The organism is Nonomuraea sp. NPDC049725 (assembly GCF_040674795.1).
Lineage (GTDB): Bacteria > Actinomycetota > Actinomycetes > Streptosporangiales > Streptosporangiaceae > Nonomuraea > Nonomuraea ceibae.
The window spans coordinates 376,519-402,119 of the sequence record NZ_JBFANJ010000008.1 but is presented as its reverse complement, the minus strand read 5'-3'; the positions used below and the strand labels follow the sequence as shown (position 1 = coordinate 402,119).

Annotated in this window: 22 protein-coding genes and 1 pseudogene; 11 read left to right on the top strand and 12 right to left on the bottom strand. The window is 70.1% G+C overall.

All coding sequences use genetic code 11. The annotated features are described in order from the left end of the window. Window positions 1-4: 4 nt before the first annotated feature. Window positions 5-1,402 (bottom strand): PLP-dependent aminotransferase family protein, encoded by a 1,398-nt coding sequence (locus AB0J53_RS23235; protein ID WP_364175589.1) that lies wholly within the window; start codon window positions 1,400-1,402, stop codon window positions 5-7. Here AB0J53_RS23235 and AB0J53_RS23230 point away from each other — a divergent pair. Genes AB0J53_RS23230 through AB0J53_RS23220 form a run of 3 tightly spaced genes read left to right on the top strand, consistent with a single transcriptional unit; the run spans window position 1,401 to window position 3,799 of the window. After that, window positions 1,401-2,312: a DMT family transporter gene (locus AB0J53_RS23230; protein WP_219503443.1), complete on the top strand. Its 912-nt coding sequence runs from the start codon at window positions 1,401-1,403 to the stop codon at window positions 2,310-2,312. The two genes, AB0J53_RS23235 and AB0J53_RS23230, sit on opposite strands and share 2 nt — an antisense overlap. A 42-nt stretch (window positions 2,313-2,354) precedes the next feature. After that, window positions 2,355-3,377, top strand: a complete 1,023-nt coding sequence (locus tag AB0J53_RS23225; protein ID WP_219503440.1) for a hypothetical protein — start codon at window positions 2,355-2,357, stop codon at window positions 3,375-3,377. 23 nt (window positions 3,378-3,400) lie between these two features. Then, window positions 3,401-3,799, top strand: coding sequence for an ASCH domain-containing protein (locus AB0J53_RS23220; RefSeq protein ID WP_364175585.1), 399 nt, complete (start codon window positions 3,401-3,403; stop codon window positions 3,797-3,799). Between the two features lie 137 nt (window positions 3,800-3,936). Here AB0J53_RS23220 and AB0J53_RS23215 read toward each other — a convergent pair whose 3' ends face one another. Then, window positions 3,937-4,428, bottom strand: coding sequence for a GntR family transcriptional regulator (locus AB0J53_RS23215; RefSeq protein WP_364175582.1), 492 nt, complete (start codon window positions 4,426-4,428; stop codon window positions 3,937-3,939). 26 nt (window positions 4,429-4,454) lie between these two features. Next, entirely contained in the window at window positions 4,455-4,943 is a 489-nt protein-coding gene (locus AB0J53_RS23210; RefSeq protein ID WP_364175580.1) for a GntR family transcriptional regulator, read from the bottom strand. A 105-nt stretch (window positions 4,944-5,048) separates the two neighbouring features. Between AB0J53_RS23210 and AB0J53_RS23205 the strand changes: the two genes are divergently transcribed. After that, window positions 5,049-5,483, top strand: a complete 435-nt coding sequence (locus tag AB0J53_RS23205; protein WP_364175577.1) for a hypothetical protein — start codon at window positions 5,049-5,051, stop codon at window positions 5,481-5,483. A 411-nt stretch (window positions 5,484-5,894) separates the two neighbouring features. Continuing rightward, a complete protein-coding gene (locus AB0J53_RS23200; protein WP_364175574.1) occupies window positions 5,895-6,713 on the top strand; it encodes an NmrA family NAD(P)-binding protein in 819 nt (272 codons plus the stop codon). Between the two features lie 328 nt (window positions 6,714-7,041). On the opposite strand, the gene radC is transcribed toward AB0J53_RS23200, so the two are convergent. The 3 genes and pseudogenes from radC to AB0J53_RS23185 form a co-directional block, all read right to left on the bottom strand. Next, on the bottom strand, window positions 7,042-7,731 hold the full coding sequence (radC, locus tag AB0J53_RS23195; protein WP_364175571.1) for a DNA repair protein RadC: 690 nt from the start codon (window positions 7,729-7,731) through the stop codon (window positions 7,042-7,044). A gap of 159 nt (window positions 7,732-7,890) precedes the next feature. Next, a complete protein-coding gene (locus AB0J53_RS23190; protein ID WP_364175655.1) occupies window positions 7,891-8,304 on the bottom strand; it encodes a UTRA domain-containing protein in 414 nt (137 codons plus the stop codon). A 105-nt stretch (window positions 8,305-8,409) separates the two neighbouring features. After that, a pseudogene (locus AB0J53_RS23185) lies at window positions 8,410-8,646 on the bottom strand (winged helix-turn-helix domain-containing protein); the annotation flags it as partial. A 486-nt stretch (window positions 8,647-9,132) separates the two neighbouring features. Between AB0J53_RS23185 and dapA the strand changes: the two are divergent. Further along, entirely contained in the window at window positions 9,133-10,050 is a 918-nt protein-coding gene (gene dapA, locus AB0J53_RS23180; protein ID WP_364175568.1) for a 4-hydroxy-tetrahydrodipicolinate synthase, read from the top strand. A 66-nt stretch (window positions 10,051-10,116) separates the two neighbouring features. Beyond that, on the top strand, window positions 10,117-11,802 hold the full coding sequence (locus AB0J53_RS23175; RefSeq protein WP_219503416.1) for a ribonuclease J: 1,686 nt from the start codon (window positions 10,117-10,119) through the stop codon (window positions 11,800-11,802). 198 nt (window positions 11,803-12,000) lie between these two features. Here AB0J53_RS23175 and AB0J53_RS23170 read toward each other — a convergent pair whose 3' ends face one another. The 4 genes from AB0J53_RS23170 to AB0J53_RS23155 all read right to left on the bottom strand — a co-directional run bounded on the left by AB0J53_RS23170 (window position 12,001) and on the right by AB0J53_RS23155 (window position 16,972). Then, window positions 12,001-13,137, bottom strand: a complete 1,137-nt coding sequence (locus AB0J53_RS23170) for an NAD(P)/FAD-dependent oxidoreductase (protein WP_364175565.1) — start codon at window positions 13,135-13,137, stop codon at window positions 12,001-12,003. A 556-nt stretch (window positions 13,138-13,693) separates the two neighbouring features. Continuing rightward, on the bottom strand, window positions 13,694-15,046 hold the full coding sequence (locus AB0J53_RS23165; protein WP_364175563.1) for a YcaO-like family protein: 1,353 nt from the start codon (window positions 15,044-15,046) through the stop codon (window positions 13,694-13,696). Next, complete coding sequence (locus tag AB0J53_RS23160; RefSeq protein WP_364175560.1) at window positions 15,039-16,070, bottom strand: TOMM precursor leader peptide-binding protein; 1,032 nt, start codon at window positions 16,068-16,070, stop codon at window positions 15,039-15,041. The genes AB0J53_RS23165 and AB0J53_RS23160 overlap by 8 nt, the downstream gene beginning before the upstream one ends. Next, the gene (locus AB0J53_RS23155) at window positions 16,067-16,972 is read right to left on the bottom strand and encodes a SagB/ThcOx family dehydrogenase (RefSeq protein WP_364175557.1); all 906 of its coding nucleotides are present in this window, start codon (window positions 16,970-16,972) and stop codon (window positions 16,067-16,069) included. Before AB0J53_RS23155 ends, AB0J53_RS23160 begins: the two co-directional genes overlap by 4 nt. Window positions 16,973-17,848: 876 nt before the next feature. Here AB0J53_RS23155 and AB0J53_RS23150 point away from each other — a divergent pair. The 3 genes from AB0J53_RS23150 (at window position 17,849) to AB0J53_RS23140 (ending at window position 20,598) form a co-directional block, all read left to right on the top strand. Continuing rightward, window positions 17,849-19,267 carry a histidine kinase gene (locus AB0J53_RS23150; RefSeq protein WP_364175554.1) on the top strand — a complete coding sequence of 473 codons (1,419 nt, stop codon included), beginning with the start codon at window positions 17,849-17,851 and terminating at the stop codon, window positions 19,265-19,267. Beyond that, the gene (locus tag AB0J53_RS23145; RefSeq protein WP_219503400.1) at window positions 19,264-19,905 is read left to right on the top strand and encodes a response regulator transcription factor; all 642 of its coding nucleotides are present in this window, start codon (window positions 19,264-19,266) and stop codon (window positions 19,903-19,905) included. The genes AB0J53_RS23150 and AB0J53_RS23145 overlap by 4 nt, the downstream gene beginning before the upstream one ends. A 204-nt stretch (window positions 19,906-20,109) precedes the next feature. Then, a complete protein-coding gene (locus tag AB0J53_RS23140; RefSeq protein ID WP_364175551.1) occupies window positions 20,110-20,598 on the top strand; it encodes a DUF402 domain-containing protein in 489 nt (162 codons plus the stop codon). Window positions 20,599-20,708: 110 nt separating this feature from the next. Here the strand turns inward: AB0J53_RS23140 and AB0J53_RS23135 are convergent, their stop codons facing one another. Next, a complete protein-coding gene (locus tag AB0J53_RS23135) occupies window positions 20,709-21,857 on the bottom strand; it encodes a hypothetical protein (protein ID WP_364175549.1) in 1,149 nt (382 codons plus the stop codon). 725 nt (window positions 21,858-22,582) lie between these two features. After that, window positions 22,583-23,854 carry a glucarate dehydratase family protein gene (locus tag AB0J53_RS23130; RefSeq protein WP_364175546.1) on the bottom strand — a complete coding sequence of 424 codons (1,272 nt, stop codon included), beginning with the start codon at window positions 23,852-23,854 and terminating at the stop codon, window positions 22,583-22,585. 86 nt (window positions 23,855-23,940) lie between these two features. On the opposite strand from AB0J53_RS23130, the gene AB0J53_RS23125 reads away from it, so the two are divergent. Further along, window positions 23,941-25,410, top strand: a complete 1,470-nt coding sequence (locus AB0J53_RS23125) for an aldehyde dehydrogenase (NADP(+)) (RefSeq protein WP_364175543.1) — start codon at window positions 23,941-23,943, stop codon at window positions 25,408-25,410. Window positions 25,411-25,601: the final 191 nt, after the last annotated feature.

Here is a 25,601-nt window from a genome sequence, read left to right as displayed (position 1 = left end):
GTGATCAGCCGGGCGCGCGCAGGGCCCGCGCCAGCCGGCTCACGCCCTCGGCGAGCTCCGGCAGGTTCGCCGGAGCCATGTGGGTGACGCGCACGCGCGGGCCGGGCGGCTCGGCCGGGTAGTACATGCGCCCCGGGCTCACCAGCACGCCGTGGCGCTTGGCGGCCTCCACCAGGGCGTGCTCGTCCGTCTCCGGTGGCAGCCGCAGCCACAGGTGCATGCCGCCGCCCGGCACCAGGAGCGGCGGCGCCTGCGGCATCCGCGCGGCCAGCGCGGCGGCGAGCGCGTCACGCCGGGCCGCGATCTCGGCGTGCACCGCGCCGAGATGCCGCCGCCAGGCCGGCGAGCCGACGAACTCCAGCGCCGTCTCCTGCAACGGCCGCGCCACGAAGAACGACTCCACGAGCTGCCCGGCCCGCAGCCGGTGCGCCGCGGGGCCCCGGGCGACGACCGCCGCCACCCGCATGCTCGGCGACAGGATCTTGGTCAGCGAGTGGATGTGCACCACGGTCCCGTGCGCGTCCGCCGACACCAGCGACGGCGGCGCGGACGCGGTCAGGTAGCGGGCGTAGTCGTCCTCGATCACGAACGCCCCGGCCGCCCTGGCCACCTCCAGCACCTGCTGGCGGCGTTCCTCCGTCAGCGTCGCGCCCGTCGGGTTGTGCAGGGTCGGCTGGCACAGGAACACCCGCGCCCCCGACACCGCGAACGCCTCCGCCAGCAGGTCGGGCCGGACCCCGTCGCGGTCGATCGGCACGCCGGTGGCCCGCAGCCCGGCCGCCTTCGCCGCCGCCAGCGCGCCGGGGTAGGTGGGCGTCTCCACCAGCACCTGCGTGCCCGGCGCGGCCAGCGCCCGCAGCGCGTGGGTGAGCGCCGCCTGCCCGCCGCTCACGATCAGCGCGTCCGCGGCCGTCACGTCGCCGCCCGCCTGCTTGGCGAACCAGCCGCGCAGCTCCGCCAGCCCGCTCAGCGGCGGCATCGCCCACGCGTCCGGCCTGCGCGCCGCCCGCGCCGCCGCGGCCGCGAGCTGACGGTCCGGCCGGATGCCCGGATGCAGGTAGCCGCCGGTCAGCGGCACCACCCCCTCCGGCGCGGCCCCCAGCAGTGCCTCCACCGGCTCCCCGGACACCGCCCGGTCGCCGAGCGCCACCGTCTGCCAGGAGAAGTCGGCCGCGTCGGGCGCCCACTCCCGCCGGGCCGCCACGAACGCGCCGCTGCCCGGCCGGGTCACCACCGTGCCCTCGGCCGCGAGCTGCCCCAGCGCCCGCGACACCGTCACCGGGCTCACGCCGTGCCGCCGCACGATCTCCCGGCTCGGCGTCAGCCGATCGCCGGGCCGCAGCCGCCCCGCCTCCTCCCGCAGGATCGCGGCGATCGTGGCGATACTGCTATCGTTGTCCATGAAGGAACAGGATAGCGCTATCGCCACGACCGCAGTAGCGGTCCCCGCCCCCGACGCCCGCCGGGGCACCGCACTGGCCTTCCTCGGCGTCCTGGCCTTCTCCGGCTCCTTCCCCGCCACCGTCTACGCGATGGAAGGCTTCGACCCCTGGCTCGTCGCCATCGGCCGCGCCCTCATCGCCGGCGTCGTCGCCGTCATCTGCCTCAAGGCCGCCCGCCTGCCCCTCATCCCGCCAAACCCGCGCCCGTACCTGCTCATCTCCCTCGGCGTCGTCTTCGGCTTCCCCGTCCTCAGCGGCCTGGCCCTCGACCTCGGGGCCGGCACCGCCCACGCCGCCGTCGTGATCGGCCTGCTGCCCGCCGCCACCGCCGCCTGCGCCGTCCTGCGCGCCGGCGAGCGCCCCCGCCCGCTCTTCTGGGCCGCCTGCGCCGCCGGCGCCGTCGCCATCACCGTCTTCACCCTCACCCAGGGCGGCTCCGGCGCCGCCTGGCCAGACCTCCTCCTGGTGGGCGCGCTGCTCTCCGCCGCCGTCGGCTACACCGAGGGCGGCACGCTCTCCCGCACCACCCCCGGCTGGCAGGTGATCTCGTACGCGCTCGTCCTGTCCCTCCCCGTTACCGCGCCCGTCACCGCCGTCCTGGCCCTCACCACCCCCGTCACGCCCACCCCCGCCTCCCTCGCCGGGCTCGCCTACGTCGGCCTCGTCTCGATGTTCCTCGGCTTCTTCCCCTGGTACGCGGGCCTCGCCAGGGGCGGCATCGCCAGAGCCGGACAGACCCAGCTCACCCAGCCGCTGCTCACGCTCGTGTGGGCATGGTTCCTCATGGGGGAGCGGTTCGGCCTCGCCACCGTGGCCGCGGCACTGGCCGTGCTCGTGTGCGTCGCCATCACGCAGCGCGCCCGTACTTGAAAGCCGTGACGCCTGGCCGCAGGATGGGGGTGGAGGTGTCACATGGCGGACCTCACGATCCCCGAAGGCGGCTTCTGGCCCGCGCCGGAAATCCCGCAACCGAACATCTACCCGATGGAATGGCGCGTCGAGACCGAGAAGCTCGCCGCCATCTACGAGAAGTCCAAGCGCATGCTCTGGAACCCGGCCGACCTGCCCTGGGACGAGCTCGACCCGGCCGACTTCACCCGCGAGCAGCGGCTCGGCATCATGTACTGGTTCGCGGTCCTGGCGAACTTCGACGCCTCGGGGCCGGCGGTCTTCGCCCGCGCCACCATCCAGGCGTTCGAGAAGCACGAGGAGGACCCGGTCAGGAAATGCTTCTTCTCGATCACCCGTGACGAGATGAACCACGAGGAATGCTGCCAGCGCGCCATCGCCAAACTCTGGCCCGGCGGACCCCTCGACTGGACCCCGTCCGACGACCTGGAAAAGGCCGCCCACAACAACATCGGCTGGCTTTACCACAACGGCGGCCGCTACTGGAACGGCTACAACAGCGCCGTCGGCAAATATTCGCTGCCCGTGCTGTTCACCAGTTTCATGATGGGGGAGATGGCCGCCTCCACATTGTTCCGCGGAATGGCGTCCGGCACCCGGCACCCGGTGTTCGAGGAGATGTTCCAGCGCATCGGGCGTGACGAATCCCGTCACCTCCAGATCTGCATGACGATCCTGGAGAACGAATGGCCCGGCCTCACCGACGACACCCGCGTCCTCATCACCCGCCAATTGCGCGCCGGGTTCGTCTTCCTGTCCATGATCCTCTGGGAGCCGCCCGAGGGGTTCTGGGAGCTGCCCCCGTACTTCCTGGCCAACCACCGCGTCCTGATGGACCACGCCCGCGACGCCGGCCTCGGCCTGCTGTCCTACGACGAGCAGGCGGAGAACTGGCGCGTGGCGATGGCCCGCGTCCGCGCCATCGTCGAACGCTGGGGCATCGCCTTCCCCGCCATCCCCGAGCTCGACCTGGAAGGCGTCCCCGTCGACTTCGTCGACCCCGAGGAGATCATCCCGGTGTTCTGACCTCGTGGCGTACGATGCCGCGCATGTGGGGACGTATGAACGGCCTGCGGGTGCTGGAGCTGGGCACGCCCGGCGAGATGCGCACCTGGCTGACCGGCCTTGCCCTGTCCGGCGCCAAGCAGGGCACGGCCGGCCTGCTCGAACTCGACTACCACGCCGAGAACGAGCCCCTGGAACACGTCGGCGAGCGCCTGGCCCTGGTCGGCGACGCCGGCGCCCAGGTCGCCACCGTCGAGGTCACCGCCGTCACCCAGGTCCCCTTCGCCGAGGTCCCCTGGGAGTTCGCCGAATCGGAAGGCGAGGGCTACACGTCGATCGACGGCTGGCGGGAATCACACCGCCGCTATTGGCGCGCCGAGGGTTACGAGGTGAACGACGACACGACGGTGGTGTGTTTGTCGTTCCGGCTCATTTCTGAATAGCGGCGCGGCCATCGCGATCCCCCCTCGAAAGGCGCAGTACAACAGGGGACCGGGCCGATGGCCGCGCAAAAAGATTGTCCTCCCTGCCCGCCCCCTTGCGCAGGCATTTCCTGGAAATCGTGGAATGCCGGCGGCCGCTAGGGTGATATTTCGTTATCTGGCGGCCATTGTTCCTTCGGGGAGACGTAACTGCCCCGCTGCGGGACCGTGTAGATCCAGCCCTGCTCCCTGAGCAGCGCCACGGCCCGTCGTACGGTCTCGCGGGCGACGTCGTACTGCTGGACGAGCGCGGCCTCGCCGGGGATCGCGCGCCTGGGGGTGAAGGTGCCGCGGCTGATGTGCTGGGCGATCTCTTCCGCTATTTGCCGATATAGCGGCGTTTTGCGGGGTGCGCGGGGTGCTGCGGCCGGTGCGCCGACGTACGTGCCCTCGCCGTGCACCGTGTGAACCAGCCCGTCGTCGCGCAGCCGCCGGATCGCCCTGCGTGCCGTGGTGCGGGCCACGCCGAACTCCCGCTGGATGTCCGCCTCGCTCGCCACCGGATCGCCGGGCGAGCCACGCAGGACCCGCGACCTGATGATTTCCGAAATTTGCAAATAGAGGTGGGTGTCGCCCTCGCGATCGAGCATGAGGTCAGGCTAGAACCTCGCCGGATTCATTCGGACGTGGATGCGGGCCACTTATCGCTCGGCGCGACGAAAGTCCCTCGATAGGGAACGGTGAACACCCATCCCTGTTCCCTGAGATATGCGACCGCCTGCCGGGCGGTCACCTTGGCGACGCCGAATTGCTGCATCATCGCCTTTTCTCCGGGAATCGCGCGGTTCGGCGGAATCTCGCCCCGCTGAATCCGTTCGGCGATCTCGTTGGCGATGGCCTGGTAGAGCGGGACCTTGCGCGCCGAACGCGGACCGCCAGGACTGCCGACGAACGTCCCCTCGCCCTGGATCGTATAAGCCATGCCCTGTTCGCGGAGCTCGCGCGCCACTCGCCGCGCGGTCGTCCTCGCGATCTCGTAGTCCTTCTCCAGCTTGGCTTCGCTGGGCACCGGGTCGCCGGCCTTCAGCTCGCCTCGCTCGATCTGCTCGCGAATCAGATCGGCTACCTGCTTGTAGATGGGTACGGGCCCTTCACGGTCAAGCACGCCCGGATTATAGACGAAAGTAGACATGCATGCACAAAACAGACGCTCACTAGGTCTATAGATACGGACTAGACCAGTAGATAGGTGAGGGGTTATAGTGAGCGCATGTTCTGGGAGACGGATGACGAGCACGGCCGTCACGTGCCGGCTGGCCGAGCCGAGGAGCTGTCCATCGTCTGGACGCCCGAGGCCGTCCGGCCCAGCCCGGTCCGGGTGCGCGACTACTCATGCCCGTGCCAGGTGCCGTATTACGAGCTGTGCCAGGCGGAAGGCGTGCGGTTCATTCGCATGGTCCACGTCAACGGCGACGAGTCCATCGTCGACGAGAGCCCCCGTGACCGCGCCCCCAAGGTCGACGAGCTGTGGGCCCGCCTGCTGACCGCGGCGGTCCCGTCGCTACGCGACAGCCTCGGCCGCCCTCGGCGTGCCGTCCGGTCGGGTCTGGGCGAGCGGCTGCTTGTGCCCCCGCCGGCTCTCCTGCTGCGCGTTGAGCCGGGCGGAAGACGTGCGGTTCATCTGCAGAACCTACGCGGACGTTGACGATTCGATCGTCCACGGGAGCTTCCGCGATCGAGCCCAAAGGTCGATCGTCTGCGGGCCTGTCTGCTGATTGTGGAGGGGCAGCACCTGTGTCCCGCGACCGCAGGGGCCACCGAACCCCATGGCATTGCGCACAAGTGATCGAGAGTGTCGCGAAGCCATGACCGCCGGGCAAGCTCAGGTCCAGGCTTGTCCATTCCCCGGCAGGTGTCATCCCAACGCGTCAGCACCTGCCGGGTCCACGCCCTCGTGAGGTCTGGATACGGGCCCGGGCCTCACGAGGGCCTTGGGGGCTCCGGCGCCTCCATCGCTCGTCCGCCGGAGCCCCCCTCCAAACCGCAGAAGACACAGTTGACCTCAAGTTAGGTCGGGGTTCTACGGTCACATCGACCGACGAGATGGAGAATGCTCATGACCTACCTTGTGACAGGCGCCACCGGAAAGGCCGGCCGCCACGTCGTCAGCCACTTGCTCCGAGCCGGACACCAGGTCCGCGCCCTGACCAGGAACCCGGCCACGGCCGATCTGCCGCCCGAGATGGACGTGGTGGCCGGTGACCTCACCAAACCCGAGACCCTGGGCCCGGCTTTGGCCGGCGTCGTCGGCGTACACCTGTTGACCGTCGGCGGCGACGACTACGCCACGCTCACCACCGGCCCCGAGATCGTCGAGCTGGCGCTGAAGGCCGGCGTACGACGCGCCACCGTGCTGTGGAACGGCCGGCTCGGCCCGGTCGAGGAGGCCGTCGAGTCGAGCGCGCTCGAATGGACCCGCCTCCAGCCCGTCGACTTCATGGGCAACACCCTCGGATGGGCAGATGCCATCCGGAAAGAGGGCACTGTACGTGAACCGTTCGGCGACGTGCCGGCGGCGATGGTCGACGAGGCCGACGTCGGGGCCGTCGCCGCGGTGACGCTCGCCGAACCCGGGCACGCCGGCAAGGTCTACACGCTGACCGGCCCGGAGGCGCTGACCCCGCGCGAACGGCTGGCGGTGATCGCCAGGACGATCGGCCGGGACCTGGAGTTCGCCGAGCTGACCGAGGCCGAGGCCCGTGAGCGCTGGCGGCGGGCCGGGCACGCGGAGGAGCTCATCGACCTGCTCGCCGCCTGGCAGGGCAACCCGCCGCCCGAGGCGTACACGGTGGTGCCGACCGTGGCGGAGCTCACCGGGAGGCCGCCCGGTACGTTCGCCGACTGGGCCAGCAGGCATGCCAACCGGTTCGCGTAGGAATGCCTGCCGCCGGGCCGACTGGCCCGTCACCATCAACCGGGCCGGTTGCCTTCGGATGCGGCTGATGGGTGCCCGGCAGCAGGCAACATGGCCGCACGTCCTTCCGGGAGGCCGTGCGGCCACACACTACGAGTAATCGGCCGCCTGACGTCCTCAACGGCCGACCCGCGGACTCAGAATGCCACGGGGGTATGCGGGGCGACGGGGCTTCAGCGCTTTCGTAGGGATCGCGCGCTATCGGGTGACCTGCGGCAATAACCCGTCTTCATCACCCCGGCTCCCTGGGCGCAACCCCGGCCGTCGGCCGCGCTGGGCCGCGGTCCCGTCATGCCGCCATCGCGCCACCCGCCGGACTTGCTGGAGCCGCCACGCGCCGCCACGCCGTGTCCGTGATGACGAGGTGGTCGAGGAACCGCAGCCCCACCGTCTCGGCGGCATCCCTCAGCCGCCCCGTCGCCACCACGTCGTCGTCGCTCGGCTCCAGGCAGCCGCTCGGATGGTTGTGCGCGATCCCGAACGCCGCGCCACTCGCCGTCAGCACCGCCGTGACGATCTCCCGCACCGGCACCATCGTGTGGTCGGTGCCGCCCTCGCTCATCACCGTCCGTCGCAGCACCGCCCCCCGGCCGTCGCACACGACCAGCACCAGCCTCTCGTACGCGTGCCCGCGCAGCAGCGGTGCCGCGACCGCCGCCAGGTCGGGTGTGCCCGTGATGCGCACGCGTTCGGGCTCGGCGTCGGCCCGCCGTACGAGATGGAACGCCGCCGCCACCCGCGCCGCCTTCGCCGGCCCCACCCCCGGAACGGCCAGCAGCCGATGCGGCTCCGACCTGGCCAGCCCGTCGAGGTCGCCGCAGTGTGCGATGACCCGCGCGGCCAGATCCATCGCGCTCATCCCGCGAAACCCCGAGCCGAGCAGCACCGCCAGCAGCTCGCGATCGGCCAGCGCCCCGGCGCCGCTGTCCATGAGCCGCTCACGGGGCCGCTCCCGTCGCGGCAGGTCTTTGACGCGCACATCCCCCACCTCCTGCACGGTTCTATCAACGACCACCGACAACCTCCGGGCGGGCGTCTGCCTGCTGGCCGGCCGGCGTCCGCGTTCGGGGACGTGCCGGTGTGGCGGGCGGTGGCGGATAGGCGGAGATGTCGGGACACGGCAGTGGCCCAGGGTGCCTCAGACGGGCATGCTGTACACCATCTTGAACCGGTCGCCCGGGATGATGATGTCGCTGGTCTCCACCGGCCGGTCGCCCGCCCAGTGGGTCCGCTCGACATGCAGGACGTGGACACCGGCCGACAGGTCCAGAACCTCGCTCTCCCGGGGCTCGGGAACCCGGGTGTGGATGCTCTCGACGACTTCGGTGATCTTTATCCCGTGCGCGTCCAGCCTGGCGGCCAGACTGCGCCGCTCCTCCTCGGTGTGCGGCGCGAACTCCAGCGGCTCGTACGCGGTCGCGAGCTGGAGCGGCCGCCCGTCGCCCCGGAAGACGTAACGCGTCTTGGTCAAGGTGGCCGTCCGATCCACCCGGAGCCGCCGGGCGAGGTCGGGCCCCGCCTCGGCGGGTTCGCTGTACCAATCCCACGTCACGCGCCGCCCCTGGGACTGGAGATCCGCTGCGAAGGGCGTAGGGTGATCAAGGAACCGCCATCGGTGCAGCGATGAGAGATCAGGCCGTTCCTTGACGTAATGGCCCGAACCCACGCGGCCGATGATGAGACCTTCACCCGCCAGCACACGCAGAGCGTGACGAGCCGCGGTCTCGCCGACCTGATACTTGCGGGTCAGCTGCGCCCGGGAAGGAATGGGCGCGCCAGGAGGAAGGGTACCGTCGTTGATCTGCCGTCGAATGTCTTCAACGACACGCAGGTAGACCGGATCTGAGGTCGTCACTAGTCCATCCCTGGGGGTTCGTGTGAGGCGTTGCCCCATGTTGCCGTATTCGGCAGGTAACCGACCGTCATCGAGGACCGCTGGAGCCCCAACTTTGCGATAGCGGAAAATTATCGGAGAAACCCTGTAACGCGGGCGTAAGGCCCACCGATTCTCCGATAGAGGTCGTCGATGTGTGTACCCCCGAGCACATATCGGCGACCTCTTCCATTGCCCGCCCCTGGTGCGAGGCCTGCCCGCCGGGCGCACGGGTGATCTCCGGCCGCGACCCTCTGTGATCGCCCCCGGAGCGAAGCGACGACCGCCGGCTCCCGTGAACGGACCCTGATCCCCCGGAAGTCGTCACACGCGCCAGGAGTGGGGCCGTGGAGGGCGGGCATGGATGGGGGGAGCGATCGACAACGGTGGAGCGTAGTCGGATGTGCCCTGAGATGCCGGAGAACGGTGTGACAAAAAGCGGCTCCAGGCAGGCAATTCGGGGTGGCGGCGTCCAACGGATTTCGGAATCCAGGTAGCGTTCGCACTATGGCATCGCCAACTGGAACCACGGACGCGCCCTTCGGCCGCATGCTGACCGCCATGGTCACGCCGTTCACCGCCGACGGCGAGGTCGACTACAAGACCGTGCGACGCCTCGCGACCTACCTGGTGGACGAGCAGCACAACGACGGGCTGGTCGTCAGCGGCACCACCGGCGAGTCACCCACCACCACCGACGAGGAGAAGGCCCGCATCCTCGGCACGGTGCTCGAAGCGGTGGGCGACCGGGCGACCGTGGTGGCCGGAGCCGGCACCAACGACACGCGTCACAGCGTCGAACTGGCCAAGCGCGCAGCCCGCGAGGGCGCCCACGGCCTGCTCGTCGTGACCCCTTATTACAGCAAGCCCCCGCAGGAAGGGCTCTACCGGCATTTCGCCGCCGTGGCAGACGCGACGGAACTGCCGGTTATGCTCTATGACATCCCCGGTCGCAGCGGCGTGCCGATCAAGACCGAGACCCTGATCCGGCTGGCCCAGCACGAGCGCATCGTGGCGGTGAAGGACGCCAAGGGAGACCTGTTCGCCGGCAACACGATGATGACGGTGACCGATCTCGCCTACTACTCCGGCGACGACCTGCTCAACATGGCCTGGCTCTCGCTCGGCGCGGCAGGGTTCGTGAGCGTGGTCGGGCACGTGGTCGGCAGCGACCTCGCCAACATGATCAGGCTCCACACGAACGGTGACATCGACGGCGCGCGCGCGGTCCACCGCCAGGTGGCGCCGGTCGTCGAGGGGATCATGATGAGCGCGGGTGGCGCGATCATGGCAAAGGCGGCGCTGAGCATGGTGGGAATACCGGTCGGTCCGGTACGCCTGCCGCTCGTGCCCGCGACTGAGAAGCAAATCGCCGAGCTGCGTGCTTGCCTGGTGGCCGGCGGGGTGAAGTTGACAGACGTATAGGAACGGGGAGGATCCGGGAGTTTTGAGAACACGATTTGACCATGGGGTCGACCTTGGGAGCCGGGTATGAGCCATCCGCATCCTGATCTTGGCCCTCCTCCGGTGCTGCCGGAAGGCGGCCTGCGCATCGTCGCACTCGGCGGGCTCGGCGAGATCGGCCGCAACATGGCCGTCTTCGAGTACGACAGCCGCCTGCTGATCGTCGACTGCGGGGTGCTCTTCCCCGAGCCCGACCAGCCTGGCGTGGACCTGATCCTGCCGGACTTCGAGTACATCAGAGATCGGCTCGACCAGGTCGAGGCCGTGGTGCTGACGCATGCGCACGAAGACCACATCGGAGCGGTCCCGTACCTCCTGCGCGAGCGGCGCGACATCCCGCTCATCGGCTCCAAGCTGACGCTTGCCCTGATCGAGGCCAAGCTCAGCGAGCACCGAATCCAGCCGACCAAGGTCCAGGTCACGGAAGGCGAACGGCACTCCTTCGGGCCGTTCGACTGCGAGTTCCTGGCGGTCAACCACTCGATCCCCGACGCCCTGGCGGTCGCCATCAGGACGCCCGCCGGCATAGTGCTGCACACCGGCGACTTCCGCATGGACCAGCTGCCGAGCGACGGCCGCCTCACCGACCTGGGCGGATTCGCCCGGCTCGGCAGCGAGGGCGTCGACCTGCTGATGTCCGACTCGACCAACGCCGAGGTGCCGGGGTTCGTCACCAGCGAGCGTGAGATCGCGCCGGTCATCGACGAGGTCATCCGTACGTCGGAGCAGCGCGTCATCGTGGCCAGCTTCGCCTCTCACGTACACCGCATCCAGCAGGTCATGGATGCGGCGGCCAAGCACGGCCGCAAGGTCGCCCTCGTCGGCCGCTCGATGGTGCGCAACATGGGGGTGGCCCGCGATCTCGGCTACCTCAAGGTGCCCCCGGAGCTCATCGTCGACTCCCGTGACATCGAGGCGTGGCCGCCGCAGGACGTGGTGCTGATCTGCACCGGTTCGCAGGGCGAGCCCATGGCCGCGCTGTCGAGGATGGCCAACCGCGACCACCCGATCCGCATCGCGAAGGGCGACACGGTCCTGCTCGCGTCGTCGCTCGTGCCGGGCAACGAGACCGCGGTCAACAAGGTGATCAACGGCCTGTCCCGCTGGGGCGCCCGCGTGGTGCACAAGGGCAACGCCAAGGTGCACGTGTCCGGCCACGCTGCGGCCGGCGAGCTGCTCTACGTGCTCAACCTCACCCGGCCGTCCAACTTCATGCCGGTGCACGGCGAGTGGCGGCACCTGCGGGCGCACGCCAAGCTCGCCGCGCTCACCGGCGTGCCGGACGACCACATCGTCATCGCCGAAGACGGCGTCGTGGTCGACCTGGTCGACGGCCGAGCGAAGATCGTCGGCGCGGTCCACGCCGGGTACGTGTACGTCGACGGGTCGTCGGTGGGAGAGATCACCGACGTCTCGCTGAAGGACCGGCGCATACTGGGTGACGAGGGCTTCATCTCCGTGGTCGTGGTCGTGGACTCCACCACGGGCAAGCTCACGGCCGGACCGGAGATACACGCCCGCGGTTCGGGAATAGACCCTGCGCAGTTCGAGCAGTTCATCCCGCAGATCGAGAAGGCCCTCGAGGAGAAGGCCGCCGACGGGGTGATCGACATGCAGGAGATCCGCCGCGTGGTCCGCCGTACGGTGGGGCGCTGGGTGAGCGACACCTACCGCCGACGCCCGATGATCATCCCTGTGGTGGTCGAGGTCTGACCTGAGGGTCGCCGCAGCCGGCAGATCCGGCTTGAACGAAAGGTGTGGCGGGCGCATCCCAACCCCTCAGCGGGGCCCCGGGAGAGCCCGCCCTCACCCCGGGCCGCGATGGCCGCAGGGCAGCACGTCCCGTGGGCTCACGGCGCTGAAGCATTGCCCAGATCGCAAGCTCCTCGCGCCTCCGCCTCGGCGCCGGCGTCAGGGGATGCCTCCGTAGCGGCGTAGGAAGCGGTCGACGTAGACGGGGTCGTGCTGGTGCTGGACGAGGTCCGGCGGGAGTTCGTCGGCGTCGAGCCGGGCCGTGCGCAGTGCCGACTCGTACGCCGGGGTGAACTGACACAGAAGGTCCCGACCGTAGCGGGACAGTGCCGCCTCCATCTCGCGGGGATCGTCGAGAGGGATGGACAGCCGGTTGGCGATCATCTCGGCCTGGAGGAAGGCGTCGGTGATCCCGCGGGCGGTGATGGGATCCTTGTTGTGCGCGGCGTCACCCACGAGAGCCCAGCCCGGGCCGTGGGCGCGGCGGAAGAAGTTGGGCTGATCGGCGCAGCAGTACAGGCGGTCCTCCTGGCGGCCGTCGGCCAGTTGCCGCCGAAAGTGCTCGCCGTTGCGCCGTAGCCGTCCTTGGTAGAGACGCTCCCGGTCCTGAGGCGCGACAGGCCCGTCCGGGCGGAACTGCAGAGCGATGAGCGTCAGCCCATCCTGAGTGGGGACGCAGGCGGTGCCGGCCCCGTGGAGGAAGTGCAGACGCAGGCCCTGCTCGGGGATGCCGCTCCAGTAGGTGTAGTAGAAGCAGGTGAGCGCAGGGTCCTGACGCACGTACGGGGCCCGGACCAGGCGAGCCACGGTGGAGTGGCGCCCGTCCGCGCCCACGGTCAGCCGAGCGCGCTCCACCACCTGTCCGCCGCGTCGGCTGCCGTGGCGGACGCCTGCTACGGCCCCGTCCTTCCACACCAGGTCCAGTACGGTCGCCCGCGGCCGGAACTCGGCACCGGCGGCGACAGCGGCCTGCACCAGGAGGTGATCCAGCGTCCTTCGGCGGGGTGCGCAGCCGCCCGTGATCGAGCCGAAAGCCGGTGCCGGGCCGGACAAGCAGGCGCCGGGCAGGTGGAAGGTGATGCGGGTGATCAACGGACAACCGGTGGCGAGGACCTGGTTAAGCACTCCCCACCGATCCAACCGGGCCACGCCGGGCTGGTGGATGTAGAGGGTGGACAGGGTGTCGCTGGGGAAGGACATGCGATCCAGCAGCAGGACCCTGTGCCCGGCACGTGCCAGCAGCATCGCAGTGGCCGCTCCCGCGCAGCGCGCACCGACAATGATCACGTCATACATGCCGCCTCCTTTCCGAAACCGACCCCGCCTGCCGCAGCAGAAGCCCAGCGCCGCGCAGAGCCCCGAGGCCGCACAGAGACCCGAGGCCGCACAGAGGGCCGAAGTTGTGCCCGGTAGGCAAGGGTCGCCCCAGGGCCGAGGCCGCGCGGCAGGAGAGTGCCGCGCCGAGGGCCCTGGTCGTGCCCGGCGGGCCAGGGCCGCGCCGAGGGCCGAGGTCGTGCAGAGGCTCGAAGCCGTGCCCGGCGGGTCAAGGCCGCGCCGAGGGCGAGATAGTGGGAGGACAGTGGCCGCGCGCGGAGCGCCAGTACCTCGCCGAGGGGCGAGATCGCGGGCAGGGCCGAGGCAGCGCGCGGAGGACTGAAGTCGCGCGCGCCAGGCCGGGTCGCACCAAGGGCCAGATCGCGCGCAGGGCCGAGGCAGCGGGCGCGCAGCCGAGGCAGCGCGCAGAGGCGAGCCAGCGCGCGGAGGTCGGGGCCGCGTACGGAGGGGCGTAGCCGCGCGCGGAGAGCAACGGTCGCGCGGAGCGACCAGGCCAGGACCTAGGGCGCACGGGTGATCAAGGGTAGGGATGGGGTTCAGGGTTGACGGCTCCTCCATAGGCGGCGAAGCGGGGATGCAGCAGCGGAGGCGCGCTGGGAAGGCACAGGCTCAGCGTGTCGGGCGACCAGACACGGCAGACGGTGAGCCCCAGGTGGCGGATGTCGGGCGTGGTGAGGTCAAGGTAGGCGAGCTGCTTGCCGGTCGCCGCGAAGGCGTCGACCAGCCGCCGCGCGCAGCTCCGGGGGTCGGCGGGGCCGTCGGGTGGCAGATCGGCCGCGGCGGTCACGGTATGGGCGGCGAAGCGCTTCTCGATCAGCGCGGCATTGGCCGGGGCGGTGTAGTAGGCGACGTTGTCGTCCAGGTCGAAGAATCGCGTCTTGTCGGCGTGGCCGGTCTCGTCGATGGCCGTCTTGACGGTCATCCAGGTCGCGTAGCGGAACACGGCCACGGCTTCGAGCAGCGCCTTGTACATCGCGTACGCCAGACGTTGGTCGCTGCCCAGCCCGGCGACGACGGGAGCGATGGCGGGATTACCGTGACGGTACAGGCAGGCGATGGTGAAACCGGGCAGGTCAGGGCTCGGCAGCAGGTGAAACTCCGGGGCCGGCGTGCCACGGGTCCAGTGGTGCTCGATCAGCCGGTCAAGTACGCGCAGGCGGCGGTCGAGCCGTATCTTGACCGACGGCAGTGCCCCGTACCAGTGGCCGACGACGCAATCGAGCTGGACCAGCTCTTCCAGGGCGCCGAGGAGGGCCTTGCCCGGGTCGCTGTGGGCGGCGGTGCCGGTCGTCACGGCGGAGTTGATCCACCGTTCGCCGTCCCGGCGCCGTGGCCGGTAGCCGACGAGGGCGAGTTGCGCGGGCAGCCAGTACGGGGTGTCCGTCGTGAGTGAGTCGGCCGGCAGCCAGCTCATCGGGGAGTCAGCGTCGAACCGCCGGAAGAGGAAGCCGTCGCGGTCGAGTTGTTCGCCGGAGAAGAAGGTCAGGCACTGTTCGGGCGGCAGCGTGGCGCGCACGCGGCTGACCGTCCGGTAGCTGTCGAAGCGCAGCCGCTCGGGATGGTGGGCGAGGTAGGAGTGGTGGCAGTACCGTTCGGCCGATTCTCCCAGTGACTTGATGAGGGGCTCGTCGAGGAGGATGCCGGCGCCGCCGAGGTGGTGCCGTTCGGCGGGGATCGGGGGACCGCCGTTCAGAACGTGCACGCCGGTCAGTTCGGTGCCGGCGATGGCGACGCGCGGCTCGCCGCGTGAGCGGACGCTGAACTTCAGCCGTGGAGTCAGGCCGCACACGGGGTTCAGCATCCGGCGCATCAGCTTCCGGGTGGTCGCGTCGAACGGCAGGGTCCGGCGGCTCAGCCGCGTCTCAGCCATGGAGCCATTCCTTGGCCTGGAAGTAGAGCTCGGGCTCGTCGCGGTGGGCGACGGGCGAGCAGGCTTGGCAGCCGGGCACCTGCAGGACCTCGCTGACGGTGGTCTCCCACGTCGGCAGGTATGTGCCGAACATCTTGCCGCCGGTGAACGAGGCGCCGGTCCGAGCCAGATTGATGGCTTCCAGGGCAAGGTGGGAGCACAGCAGCGCCGACAGCGCGGGCAGGATGGGCACCTGACCGCCGGACGCCTTGGCCTCGGTGAGCGCGTTCTTGTAGCGGTGGTAGGCCGCGCCGTCGGTGAGGTTCATGGTGACACGCGTCTCCAGGCAGGCGTAGCAGGGACCCGCGCCGGGATGGAAGGTCGGGCCCACGAACAGGAAGGGCCCGTCGATCGCGCCGTGCAGCCATGTCATGCCGGCCTGCAGGGCGATCCTGTTGAACAGGCTCACCGCGGGCGGATCCATCCGCGAGCCGGCCCACACGACGATGTTCTCGCGCCAGGCGGCGAACGTCTCGGCCACCTCGTGCAGCCGCAGCCCGTGGGTGGTCCAGCCGGTGTCGGGATCGTCCAGCACGCCGAGGACGGGATCTGCGCTGGCGTCGGCCACGTCGAGGTGCGGGTCGCTGGCCGCGATCAGTCGCGTCACCTGCGCGGCCGTCACGGGCTCGCCGATCACTCGTACGGGCCGGGCAGGGGATGGCGGCCCGGCCAGCACGCCCGCGTAGTGGTCGAGGTAGTGATCGAGCGCGGTCGTGGCGCGATCTTCCAGGGCGTCGAGCTCGCGCAGATGAGAGAGCAGCTCCGACATCTCCTGCGTGCCGACGCCGATGTCGGCGGCCAGTTCGGTCATGTCGCGGGACCCGTCCAGCCCGATGACTGCGGAGAAGAGCCAGCCGCGCCGCGCCTCGTCGGTGATGGTGTGCGAGGTGGCGTTCCACACACCGGACCTGAGCTCGACGGTGTCCGGATCATGACCGATGACCGCGAAGGAGCGTTTGACCCGGGGCGTCGGTCCGGCCGTCACGTTGCGCTCCCCGTGGCTCGCGGGCGGCCCAGGACGATCAGGTGCAGCAGGGCAATACGCAGCCCGTCGATGCCGAGCACGGCGTGCGCCTCCTCGTCGTAGTAGGTGGACCAGTCGGTGCCGGCCAGACCGAGCGCGGTCGCGGTCAGGTGCACGTGCTGTGCCATGGCGCCCACCTCGTGCAGCACGAACCGCAGGCCGCGCGGCCCGTACTTGCGCATGGAACGCCATGGCCGGGCGACGAACAGCACCAGCAGTGCCGCGCGGTCGATGGCCAGCAGGTCCGGGTGCTCGCCTGGACCGCAGGCCAGCAGCGCGGTCACCTCCGCCGGGCCGCCGTACCGGTCCAGCGCGTCCAGGCGGGGCGCATACCGGTACAAACCGGAGTCGAGGCCCGTCACGCTCCGCGCGGCCAGGTGCAGTTCGACCGGATACAGGCCGCCACCGCTGGCCACGGAACGGTGCGGCCGCCCGGCCTCGTGCTCGTGGTGCGCTCCGGCCGCCCGCAGCACCGCCGCCGCTTCCGGCAGGGTCACGGGCGCGCCGCTGAAGGATCGGATGCTGCGCCGTGCCGCGAACACGTCCTCCAGCGCTGCCCGGGCGGGCGCCGACGCGGGCAGCTCGACGCGGCGCGCAGCGGGAACGGTTTCCTCGTCGGTGTGGCTCAGCACCTGCATGATTTCGGGACGAAGATAGTCGGCCACCGAACGTTGCAGCTCACGGTCGTGACGCCTGATCCGGGTCTCGTACAGGAACTGCTCGGCCGCGGACACCTGTCGGGCGAGTCCGAGCTGGGCGTGGCGCGCCTGGTGGGTGTGGAACGCCGTGCTGTCCGGCCAGGCGCTGACCGCACGGTAGAAGTTGGCGCTGAGCGCAGGGCCCAGTCCTGGCGACGGCTCCACTGACGCCTCCCTTCGCGAGATGGTCCGGCCGGTGCCGCCCCTGGCCGGGGCGGCACCGTCTCTCCTGCTAGTCCTCACTGGTGAGGGCGATGGTGGTGGTGCTGAGCGGGGCGACCAGCAGCCTGTCGTCGTCCGCCTTGATCGGGCGGGCGCTCAGGTCTTCCTTCGCCGTGATGGTGGAGAACATCCTTGCCTCCTCTCGGTGATAGTGGTGGACGCGGCCGGGAAGCAGGTGCGCTTCACCGGCCCTGATCCAGCCGCTCGAGGGGGTCGGCGGCCGGACACGTGCGTCCGGATCAGGCATGGCCGATCCGGACGGGCTTGCCATCGGCACGACTCGGGCCGCCCTGCCGCCCTGTCTCGCCCAGCCCGGCCCGTACGGCAGAAGCCGGCGCGGACGACGGCGGCATGACGTGAGGTGTTGCGAAGCGGAGTGCCGGCATGGCGAGCGCCTCGGCCACTTCATGAACGGCCACTTCATGAGCGAGGCGGGATCTGTCGGCCCCCGGTGTGGTGAACGTGTGGCTCTGGCGCGGTGGCAGCCTCCTTGTAGTGGCTGTTCAGTCCGACACCAGATTTATCGCCCACCTATAAACTACCTACCGTTATTTTAAGTTACTGAATGTAGTCCTTGCTGGTAGGAAGCTATGGCGCGGCCTTTCTTTCCTGAGCCCGGCCGGCCGGGCGGGCAGGACCTTGAAGGAGAGGCCGCCGACGGCCAGGGTGGCGTCGTGGCGTTTCGTCGGGCGCTTGAGTTCGATCACGCCGTAAAGGGTGCGGCATGCGAGGCCTTCGCCACATCGGACCCCAGTCCGAACCTCAACATCAGACCCCGGGTTGACGTGCGAAGTCCGGCCCACCGGCTACCTTCATCGCGTGAACGAGTCGCACCCTCTTTTCGCCAGGCGCCTGGCCCGCCGGCAGCTGATCATGCTGGATCTGGCTGCCGGGCTTGGCCTCTCGTTCGTGTTCTTCACACTGACGGCCTCCGCCGCGGTGCTGCCGCCGTGGGCACGGATCGCCCTTCCGCTCGGGCTGGGTCTTCCGCTGGCCGTGCGGAGGCTGTGGCCTGTCCCGGTCTTCCTTGTCACGCTGTCGATCGCCATGGTGGCCGTCGTGGTCGACGTCGTGAGCATCGCGTACGTTGCTCCCGCGTATGCGATCTACCTGGTCGCCGTGTCGGAGAATCGCGGCGCCTGGTTCCCGACCTCGGCCATCGGGATGCTCGCGGCGATCACCGGGGCGGCCCTGGTGATGGTCGGGGGCGTGCCTCAGCCAGGGGTGCCGGAGTGGCTGTTCCGCAGTGACACGTTGCTGTTCGGCGTCGCGGCGCTGGGAGGAGCCTGGACCGTGGGGCGCGCCGTGCGCGAGCGGAGGATCTACATGGCGCACGACGCGGACCGGATCGCGGCTCAGGCGGTGGCGGACGAGCGCCTGCGCATCGCCCGCGAGCTGCACGACGTCGTCACACACAATGTGGGGCTGATCGCCGTGAAGGCCGGTGTGGCCAACCACGTCTTCGCCTCCGATCCGGACGAAGCGCATGACGCCCTGCGCGTGATCGAGAGAGCCAGCAGAAGCGCGCTGCGGGAGATGCGACATTTGCTGGCAGTCCTGCGCTCGGCCGACCCGCCCGCCCGCGGGCCCACGCCGGGCCTCAGCGGCCTGGGCGAGTTGGCGGACCAGGCACGGCTGTCGGGGGTGGACGTGGATCTCGACGTACGCGTCAGGTCTCGTGAAGCCGGTCGCCCTGACCGCGTGAGTGCGAGAGATCGTCAGTGGCCTGCTGGGCAGGCGGGCCGGCCTGAGGCTGTGGGCGATCTTCGAGACGTGGATGTCGCCAGTGAAGTTCGTGGCAGGCGGGGCGATGACGATGCCGTGGAAGGCGACGATTCTGTAGCCGGCGCGGGGGAGAGGCGTGCTAGTGATGGGGTGCCGAGCGGGTCGGGACATGGCGGTGGCGGAGCCGATCCAGCCGAAGGGCGAAGGCTCCCAGAAGGCGTTGAGCTGTCCGTGTACCGGATCGTTCAGGAAGCGCTCACCAATGTGGTGAAGCATGCGGCACCCGCTCGCTGCTGGGTGTCGGTGATCGACGATGGGAGGGCGGTACGCATCGAGGTCAGGGATGACGGCCCCGGGCCGCGGGTCGGGCAGGGGAGCGCTGTGGTGCCGGGGCATGGGCTGATCGGGATGCGGGAACGGGTCACGATGTACGGGGGCGCGTTCGAGGCAGGCGGGCTTCCGCGGCGCGGGTTCCGGGTGGCGGCCCACCTGCCGTACGGGGCCGCGTCATGATCCGGGTTGTGATCGTCGACGATCAGGCGCTGCTCCGAGGCAGCTTCAGGGTGCTGGTCAACTCCGAGCCCGATCTTGAGGTCGTGGGTGAGGCGGCCACGGGAGTCGAGGCCATTGCGGTCGTCCAGGAGACGCAGCCTGACGTCGTCCTGATGGATGTGCGGATGCCGGAGATGGACGGCATCGAGGCAACCAGGCGCATCAAGGATGTGTCGCGGATCCTCATCGTGACGATGTTCGATATCGACGCTTACGTCTACGACGCGCTGCGGGCCGGGGCGAGTGGGTTCATGCTCAAGGACACGCCGCCGACGGACCTGCTCGCCGCCATCCGGGTCGTGGCCGGTGGTGAGGCGTTGCTGGCGCCGACGGTAACGCGACGGCTGATCGAGGAGTTCGCGCGCACGCCTGCTTTACCGGCGGTTCGCGGGCTGGACGGGGTGACGGAGCGGGAGCGCGAGGTGCTGGCGCTGATCGCGCGTGGCCTGTCCAATGCTGAGATCGCCGACCATCTCCAGGTGACTCTGGCGACGGTCAAGACCCACATCACGCGCTTGCTGGCCAAGTTGGACGCACGTGATCGGGCGCAACTCGTCATTGCGGCGTACGAGAGCGGGTTGGTGACCGCGGCACGGTGAGATGGCACCTGCGGGATCGGTCACTGGGGTTTGGCTGGCGGTTGTACGTGATCGAGTGGGGCCCACCTTCCGGCGTCCTCCGCTTGGCCGGTTATTCGCCGGCTGTGGGAGTGAAGGCGGGAGCGTTATAGGGCTGGGTGAATGTCGGCTGTAGTGGCTGAGTGGTTGTAGGTGGGCATGCGGCGGGGCGATAAGTTCCAGTTTGTGGATGATGTGAGGATCGTTTTCCGGAAATACGGCGGCGCGTTGCATTGGAACCATGCGGCGAAGGTTCTGGGTGAGGACGAGTACGGGCTCTGGGTGACGGTGCCGGCGGGGACGGTCGCTCGTAAAGGGGAGGGGCCGCCGGTGGTCTGGGAGAACCACTGCCTGATGCTGTTCCCGCGGGATGCCTGGTGGGCTGCGACTTTTCACTCGCCGCCGCACAGGACTGAGGTCTATGTGGACGTCACCACCGTTCCCGAGTGGAGGGACGGGGAGGTGTCCATGATCGACCTGGATCTCGATGTGATCAGGATGCGGGATGGGCGGTTGATCCTGGATGACGAGGACGAGTTCGCCGAGCATCAGGTCGTACTGGGATATCCGGAAAATGTGATCGTTCGTGCGGAAGAGACCGCCAAGTGGCTGATGGATGAGGTCGGGCGGCGGCAAGGCGTCTTCGGGGGCGCGCATCTGCGCTGGCTGGGCTAGGGATGGGCTGATCTGGTGAGGGCTGGAGCGGGAGCCGCCGCCGAGGGTGGGCCGGTGCCCTGAGCCACAGCATGAGGGTCTGACGCGAAGCCGCCGGAGGCCCGGGTGGGTTACTGGATGGTTTGGCGGAGGGCGGCTGTCATGGCTGCCAGGCGTTCGGGGCCGGCCAGGCCTGCGTGGTAGAGGTGGATTTCGGAGGCGCCTGCCTTGGTGTAGGTGGTGAGGAGCTCCGCCAGGGCGGTGGCGTCGGCGGGGCGAGGAGGGAGGGCCAGGACGTAGGCGCCGACTCGTTGGCCGGGGGTGCACAGGTCGCGGAGGTGGGACAGGCGGGCGGCGTCCGCTGCCGGGTCGCCCCAGCAGTTGCCCACCAGGACGTCGGCTTCGGGCTCGCCGGTGGGGAGGGCCGCGAAGGGGCCGGTGGCCCAGGGGTCCGGATTTGCGTGCAGGGTGATGGGGATGTTCGGGGCGACCTCGCGGGCGGTGGCGATCAGGCGGGTGCGGAGCGAGGCGGACAACGAGACACGGGCGGCGCGTACTTCGTCGGCGAGCGGGCCGAGTGCGGCGTCGATGGGGGAGACGGGAGGTTCCGGGGAGGGGGAAGCTGGGCGTTCCGGGGTGAGGGGTGAGTCTATGGCGGTGCGGATTCTGGCTTGGGTGCCTTCGGGGTAGCCGGGGGTGCAGGCGGTGCAGAAGCAGAGGGACAGCAGGTCGGCGTCGTAGTCGGCGCCTGAGGTCTTCTCGTGTACTCCCTGGTGGGAGAAGCCCATGGGGCCGCAGCCTTCGAGGATGAGGCCGTCAGGTTCCCCGGCCGTCAGCACCTCCTGGACGAGGCGGGAGCAGTAGTCCGCGACGTCCTCGAAGGCGGGGCACAGGGCGTACGGGTACGGGTCGCCGAAGGCGTTGCGCACCACCAGGTCGGGGTGGGCGCCGCCTAGGTGGGCGTTGTGGGTCAGGACGGTCCACGCGTGGACGCGAAGGCCGGCGCGGCGCAGGGCGTCCTGGGCGACCAGGTACGCGTCAGGGGCGGTCCAGGAGGGGGCGGCAGGGGTCAGGCGGCCCCAGGCGGCCGGCCGTATCGGCAGGTAGAAGGCCGAGTGGGGGACGTCGAGGATGCGGTGTGCGGGGTGGAAGGGGGTTGCGGCGCGGGTGGAGTGGTAGGAGGCGGCCAGGGCTACCGCCTCGACGCCGAGGGCAGCGAGGCGGTCGGGGGCGGCTGGGTCGCCTGCGATGTCCCAGGGGTAGGCGTAGGCGATCCTCATCGGTCTGGTCTCCTCACGGTGTGGCGGGTGTTCGTTGGCGCGGTGGCCTTATGGATTGGGGTGGGTGTCTACGGTTTGGTTTGGGCGGGTGCTTGTCTTCCCGGCGGCGGTGGGGGCTGTAGACACCGGGACCGACGGCCTGGGGCACGGGGCGTCGGTCAGTGCAGTGTGCCGTTCCGGCGAGAACCGCGCTGGCGCGTCGGGACGTGGGGCGTCGGCGACCGCTGGGCATGGGCCAACCATGCGGACCTCCGTAACCGCACGCGCGCGGGGGCCGTAGTGCCGGTGGTGGCCATACGCGGCGGTTCGGTGAGCGTGCGCGGTGGGATGGCCGCGGGCGTGGTGGTCACTGTTCGCGTGGTGGTGACCGTGCGCGTGGTGACGGCGCGCGTGGGCGTGGTGGTGACCGTGCGCGTGCTGACGGCGCGCGTGGGCGTGGTGGTGACCGTATGTGGCGTGGTGACGGGACGTAGGGCCGTGACCGTATGTGGGGTGGTGATCGAGCGTAGGGCCGTGACCGTATGTGGGGTGGTGACCGGACGTAGGGCCGTGACCGTACGTGGGGCGGTGATCGGAGGCGGGGCGGTGATCGTGCCTAGGGTGGGGACGGTATGTGCGGCGGTGGCCGTGGCGAGGGTGTGGCAGGACGCGGGGTGGTGGCCGTGCGAGAAAAGGACACGAGCCGTGCGTGGGGTGGTGGGTGTGGGCAACGGGGGCTGCCGGGGTTACCAGCGGGGGCGTTGGGCGGTGTAGTCCGGGTTGAAGCGTTGCATGTACGTGGTGTCGTCCCGGGCGGTGATGCCGCACTTCGCGTACTGCTCGTGCATCCGTGCGAGGGCGTCGCGGTCGAGTTCGACGCCGAGGCCGGGGGCGGTGGGCACCGGGACGGCGCCGTCGACGAAGCGCAGGGCGCCGGGGGCGACCACGTCCTGGCCGTCCTGCCAGGGGGTGTGGGTGTCGCAGGCGTGGGTGAGGTTGGGGGTGGCGGCGGCGAGGTGGGTCATGGCGGCGAGGCTGATGCCCAGGTGGGAGTTGGAGTGCATGGACAGCTCCAGCCCGAACGTCTCGCACAGCGCGGCGATGTGGGAGGAGCGGACGAGGCCGCCCCAGTAGTGGTGGTCGAGCAGGAGGACGCCGATGGCGCGGGAGGCGATGGCGGGGGGGAGGTGTTCGGGGGTGACGACGCACATGTTGGTGGCGAGCGGCATGGAGACCTGGGCTGCTACCTCCGACATTCCGGAAATGTCCGGAGTGGGGTCTTCCAGGTACTGGAGGATGCCGTCCAGTTCGCGGCCGACCCAGGTGGAGGTCTCCACCGTCCAGGCGGCGTTCGGGTCGAGGCGCAGCGGCACCCCGGGGAACGCCTCGTGCAGTGCCCGGATCGCCGCGACCTCGTCGGCCGGGGGGAAGACGCCGCCCTTGAGTTTGATCGAGCGGAACCCGTACTCCTTGATGAGCAGCGCCGCCTGCTCGACCACGCCCGCCGGGTCGAGGGCCTCGCCGAAGCGGTCCGGTTCGGCGCCGGGGTGGCCGGCCCACTTGTAGAAGAGGTAGGCGCTGTACGGGACGGCGTCGCGGACCCGGCCGCCGAGCAGGTCGACCACGGGCACGCCCGCCGCCTTGCCCCGGATGTCCAGGCAGGCGACCTCGAAGGCGGCGAACACCCGGTCGACGCTCTTCTCCTTGGTCGCGACGCCGGTCAGGCCGTGCAGGTCGGTCACCGCGTCGCCGACGGTGGCGGCGATCCGCCGGTACATCTCGTTGGTGGCGTGCACGTCCAGGCCGACGAGGGTCCGGGCGCACTCGCGTACTTTCGACAGATGTCCCAGGTCACCGTACGTCTCGCCGAGGCCGCTGAGGCCCTCGTCGGTGACGATCTCGACCACGGTGCGCAGGGCCCACGGCTCGTGCACCCCTGCGGCGTTCAGCAGGGGCGGGTCCCGGAACGCGACGGGAGTGACGTGGACCTGCGTGATGATCATATGTTGGCCGTCCATGTATGTGAACGATGGTCAGGATTGTGGACAGTTCTGGCAACTGTAAGAATGAGCCGGAGAAGGTGTCAAGACTGAAGGACCATTCGATGATCTATGGATACGACCCCAGGACCGGCGAGACCGTGGGTGACGCGGTTCCTGAGACGGATCGTGCCGGGGTCGACTTGATCGTCTCCGCCGCGGCCGCCGCCGGTTCGGCGTGGCGTGCGACACCGGCCGCCGAGCGTGCCGAGGCGCTCGAAGCCGTCGCCGACGCGCTCACCGCCCACGTCGAGGAGCTCTGGCAGCTCGCCGACCGGGAGACCGCGCTCGGTGAGGTCCGGCTGCGCGGCGAGGTCGCGCGCACGGCGGGGCAGTTCCGCCTGTTCGCCCAGGTGATCAGGGACGGCGGCTACCTGGAGGCGATCGTCGACCACGCCGACGCCTCGGCCACGCCGCCCAGGCCCGACGTGCGGCGGATGAAGCAGCCGCTGGCCGGGGTGGTGGCGGTGTTCGCGGCGAGCAACTTCCCGTTCGCCTTCTCGGTGGCCGGTGGCGACACCGCATCGGCGCTGGCCGCGGGCTGTCCCGTCGTGGTCAAGGCACACCCGGGGCATCCGGGCACCTCCGCGCGGGTGGCCAGGATCGTCCGGGACGCGCTGCCGTACCCGGATCTGCTCGGGCTGGTGCAGGGCATGCAGGCGGGTGTGAACCTGGTTCAGCACCCGGGGGTGGTGGCGGCCGGGTTCACCGGGTCCATCGCCGGGGGCAAGGCGATCCAGGGGCTCATCGACCAGCGCGAGACGCCGATCCCGTTCTACGGCGAGCTGGGCAGTGTCAACCCCGTCGTGGTGCTGCCGTCGGCGGCGAAGGGGGAGGTGGCGAGCGGGTTCGCGGCGTCGCTGACGCTCGGCGTGGGGCAGTTCTGCACGAACCCGGGGCTGATGTTCGTGCCGGAGGACGAGGAGCTGCGTACGGCCCTGGTCTCGGCCGTGGAGGGCACGAGCGGCGGCGCGATGCTGGGTGAGCGCATCAAGGACGGGTATCTGGGCGGGGTCGAGCGGCTGGGTGAGCTGACGCTGCTGGCCGAGGGCAAGCCGGGGGAGGGCGGCTGGGCGGTGACGCCCAAGGTGTTCACCACCGACGTGAAGTCGTTCGCCGACAAGCTGCCAGGGATCGCGGAGGAGTGCTTCGGGCCCGCCTCGGTCGTGGTGACCTACCGCGAGGTGTCGGAGCTGCGGCCCGTGCTGGAGCGGCTCGACGGGTCGCTGACGGCCACCATCCACGGCACCGACCCCGATGAGGCGACGCAGGTCGCCGAGGTGCTCTCGCGCAAGGCCGGGCGGCTGATCTGGAACGGCTGGCCCACCGGGGTGGCCGTGACCTGGGCGATGCACCACGGGGGTCCGTGGCCGGCGTCCACGTCGGCGACCACCTCGGTCGGGGCCACGGCCATCGAGCGGTGGCTTGCACCTGTGGCGTACCAGGACTGGCCTGCCGAGCTGCTGCCCGACGAGCTGAAGGACGGCAACCCGCTGGGCATCCCCCGCCGCGAGGACGGCACCCTCCGGGCGTAGCGACGTGGCGGGCGTAGGGGCGTAGGAGCTGATAGGGGGACCGGCCCAACGCAGCCATGCGGCCAAACGGCCGTGCGGGCCCGACGGCCCGCACGGCTGACGGGCCGGACGCGCGGAGTGGGCCAAATGGCCGGGCGGGCCTTAGCGGTCGAGCGGGCCAAAAGCCCGCAGGGCCAACGGCCTAACGGGCC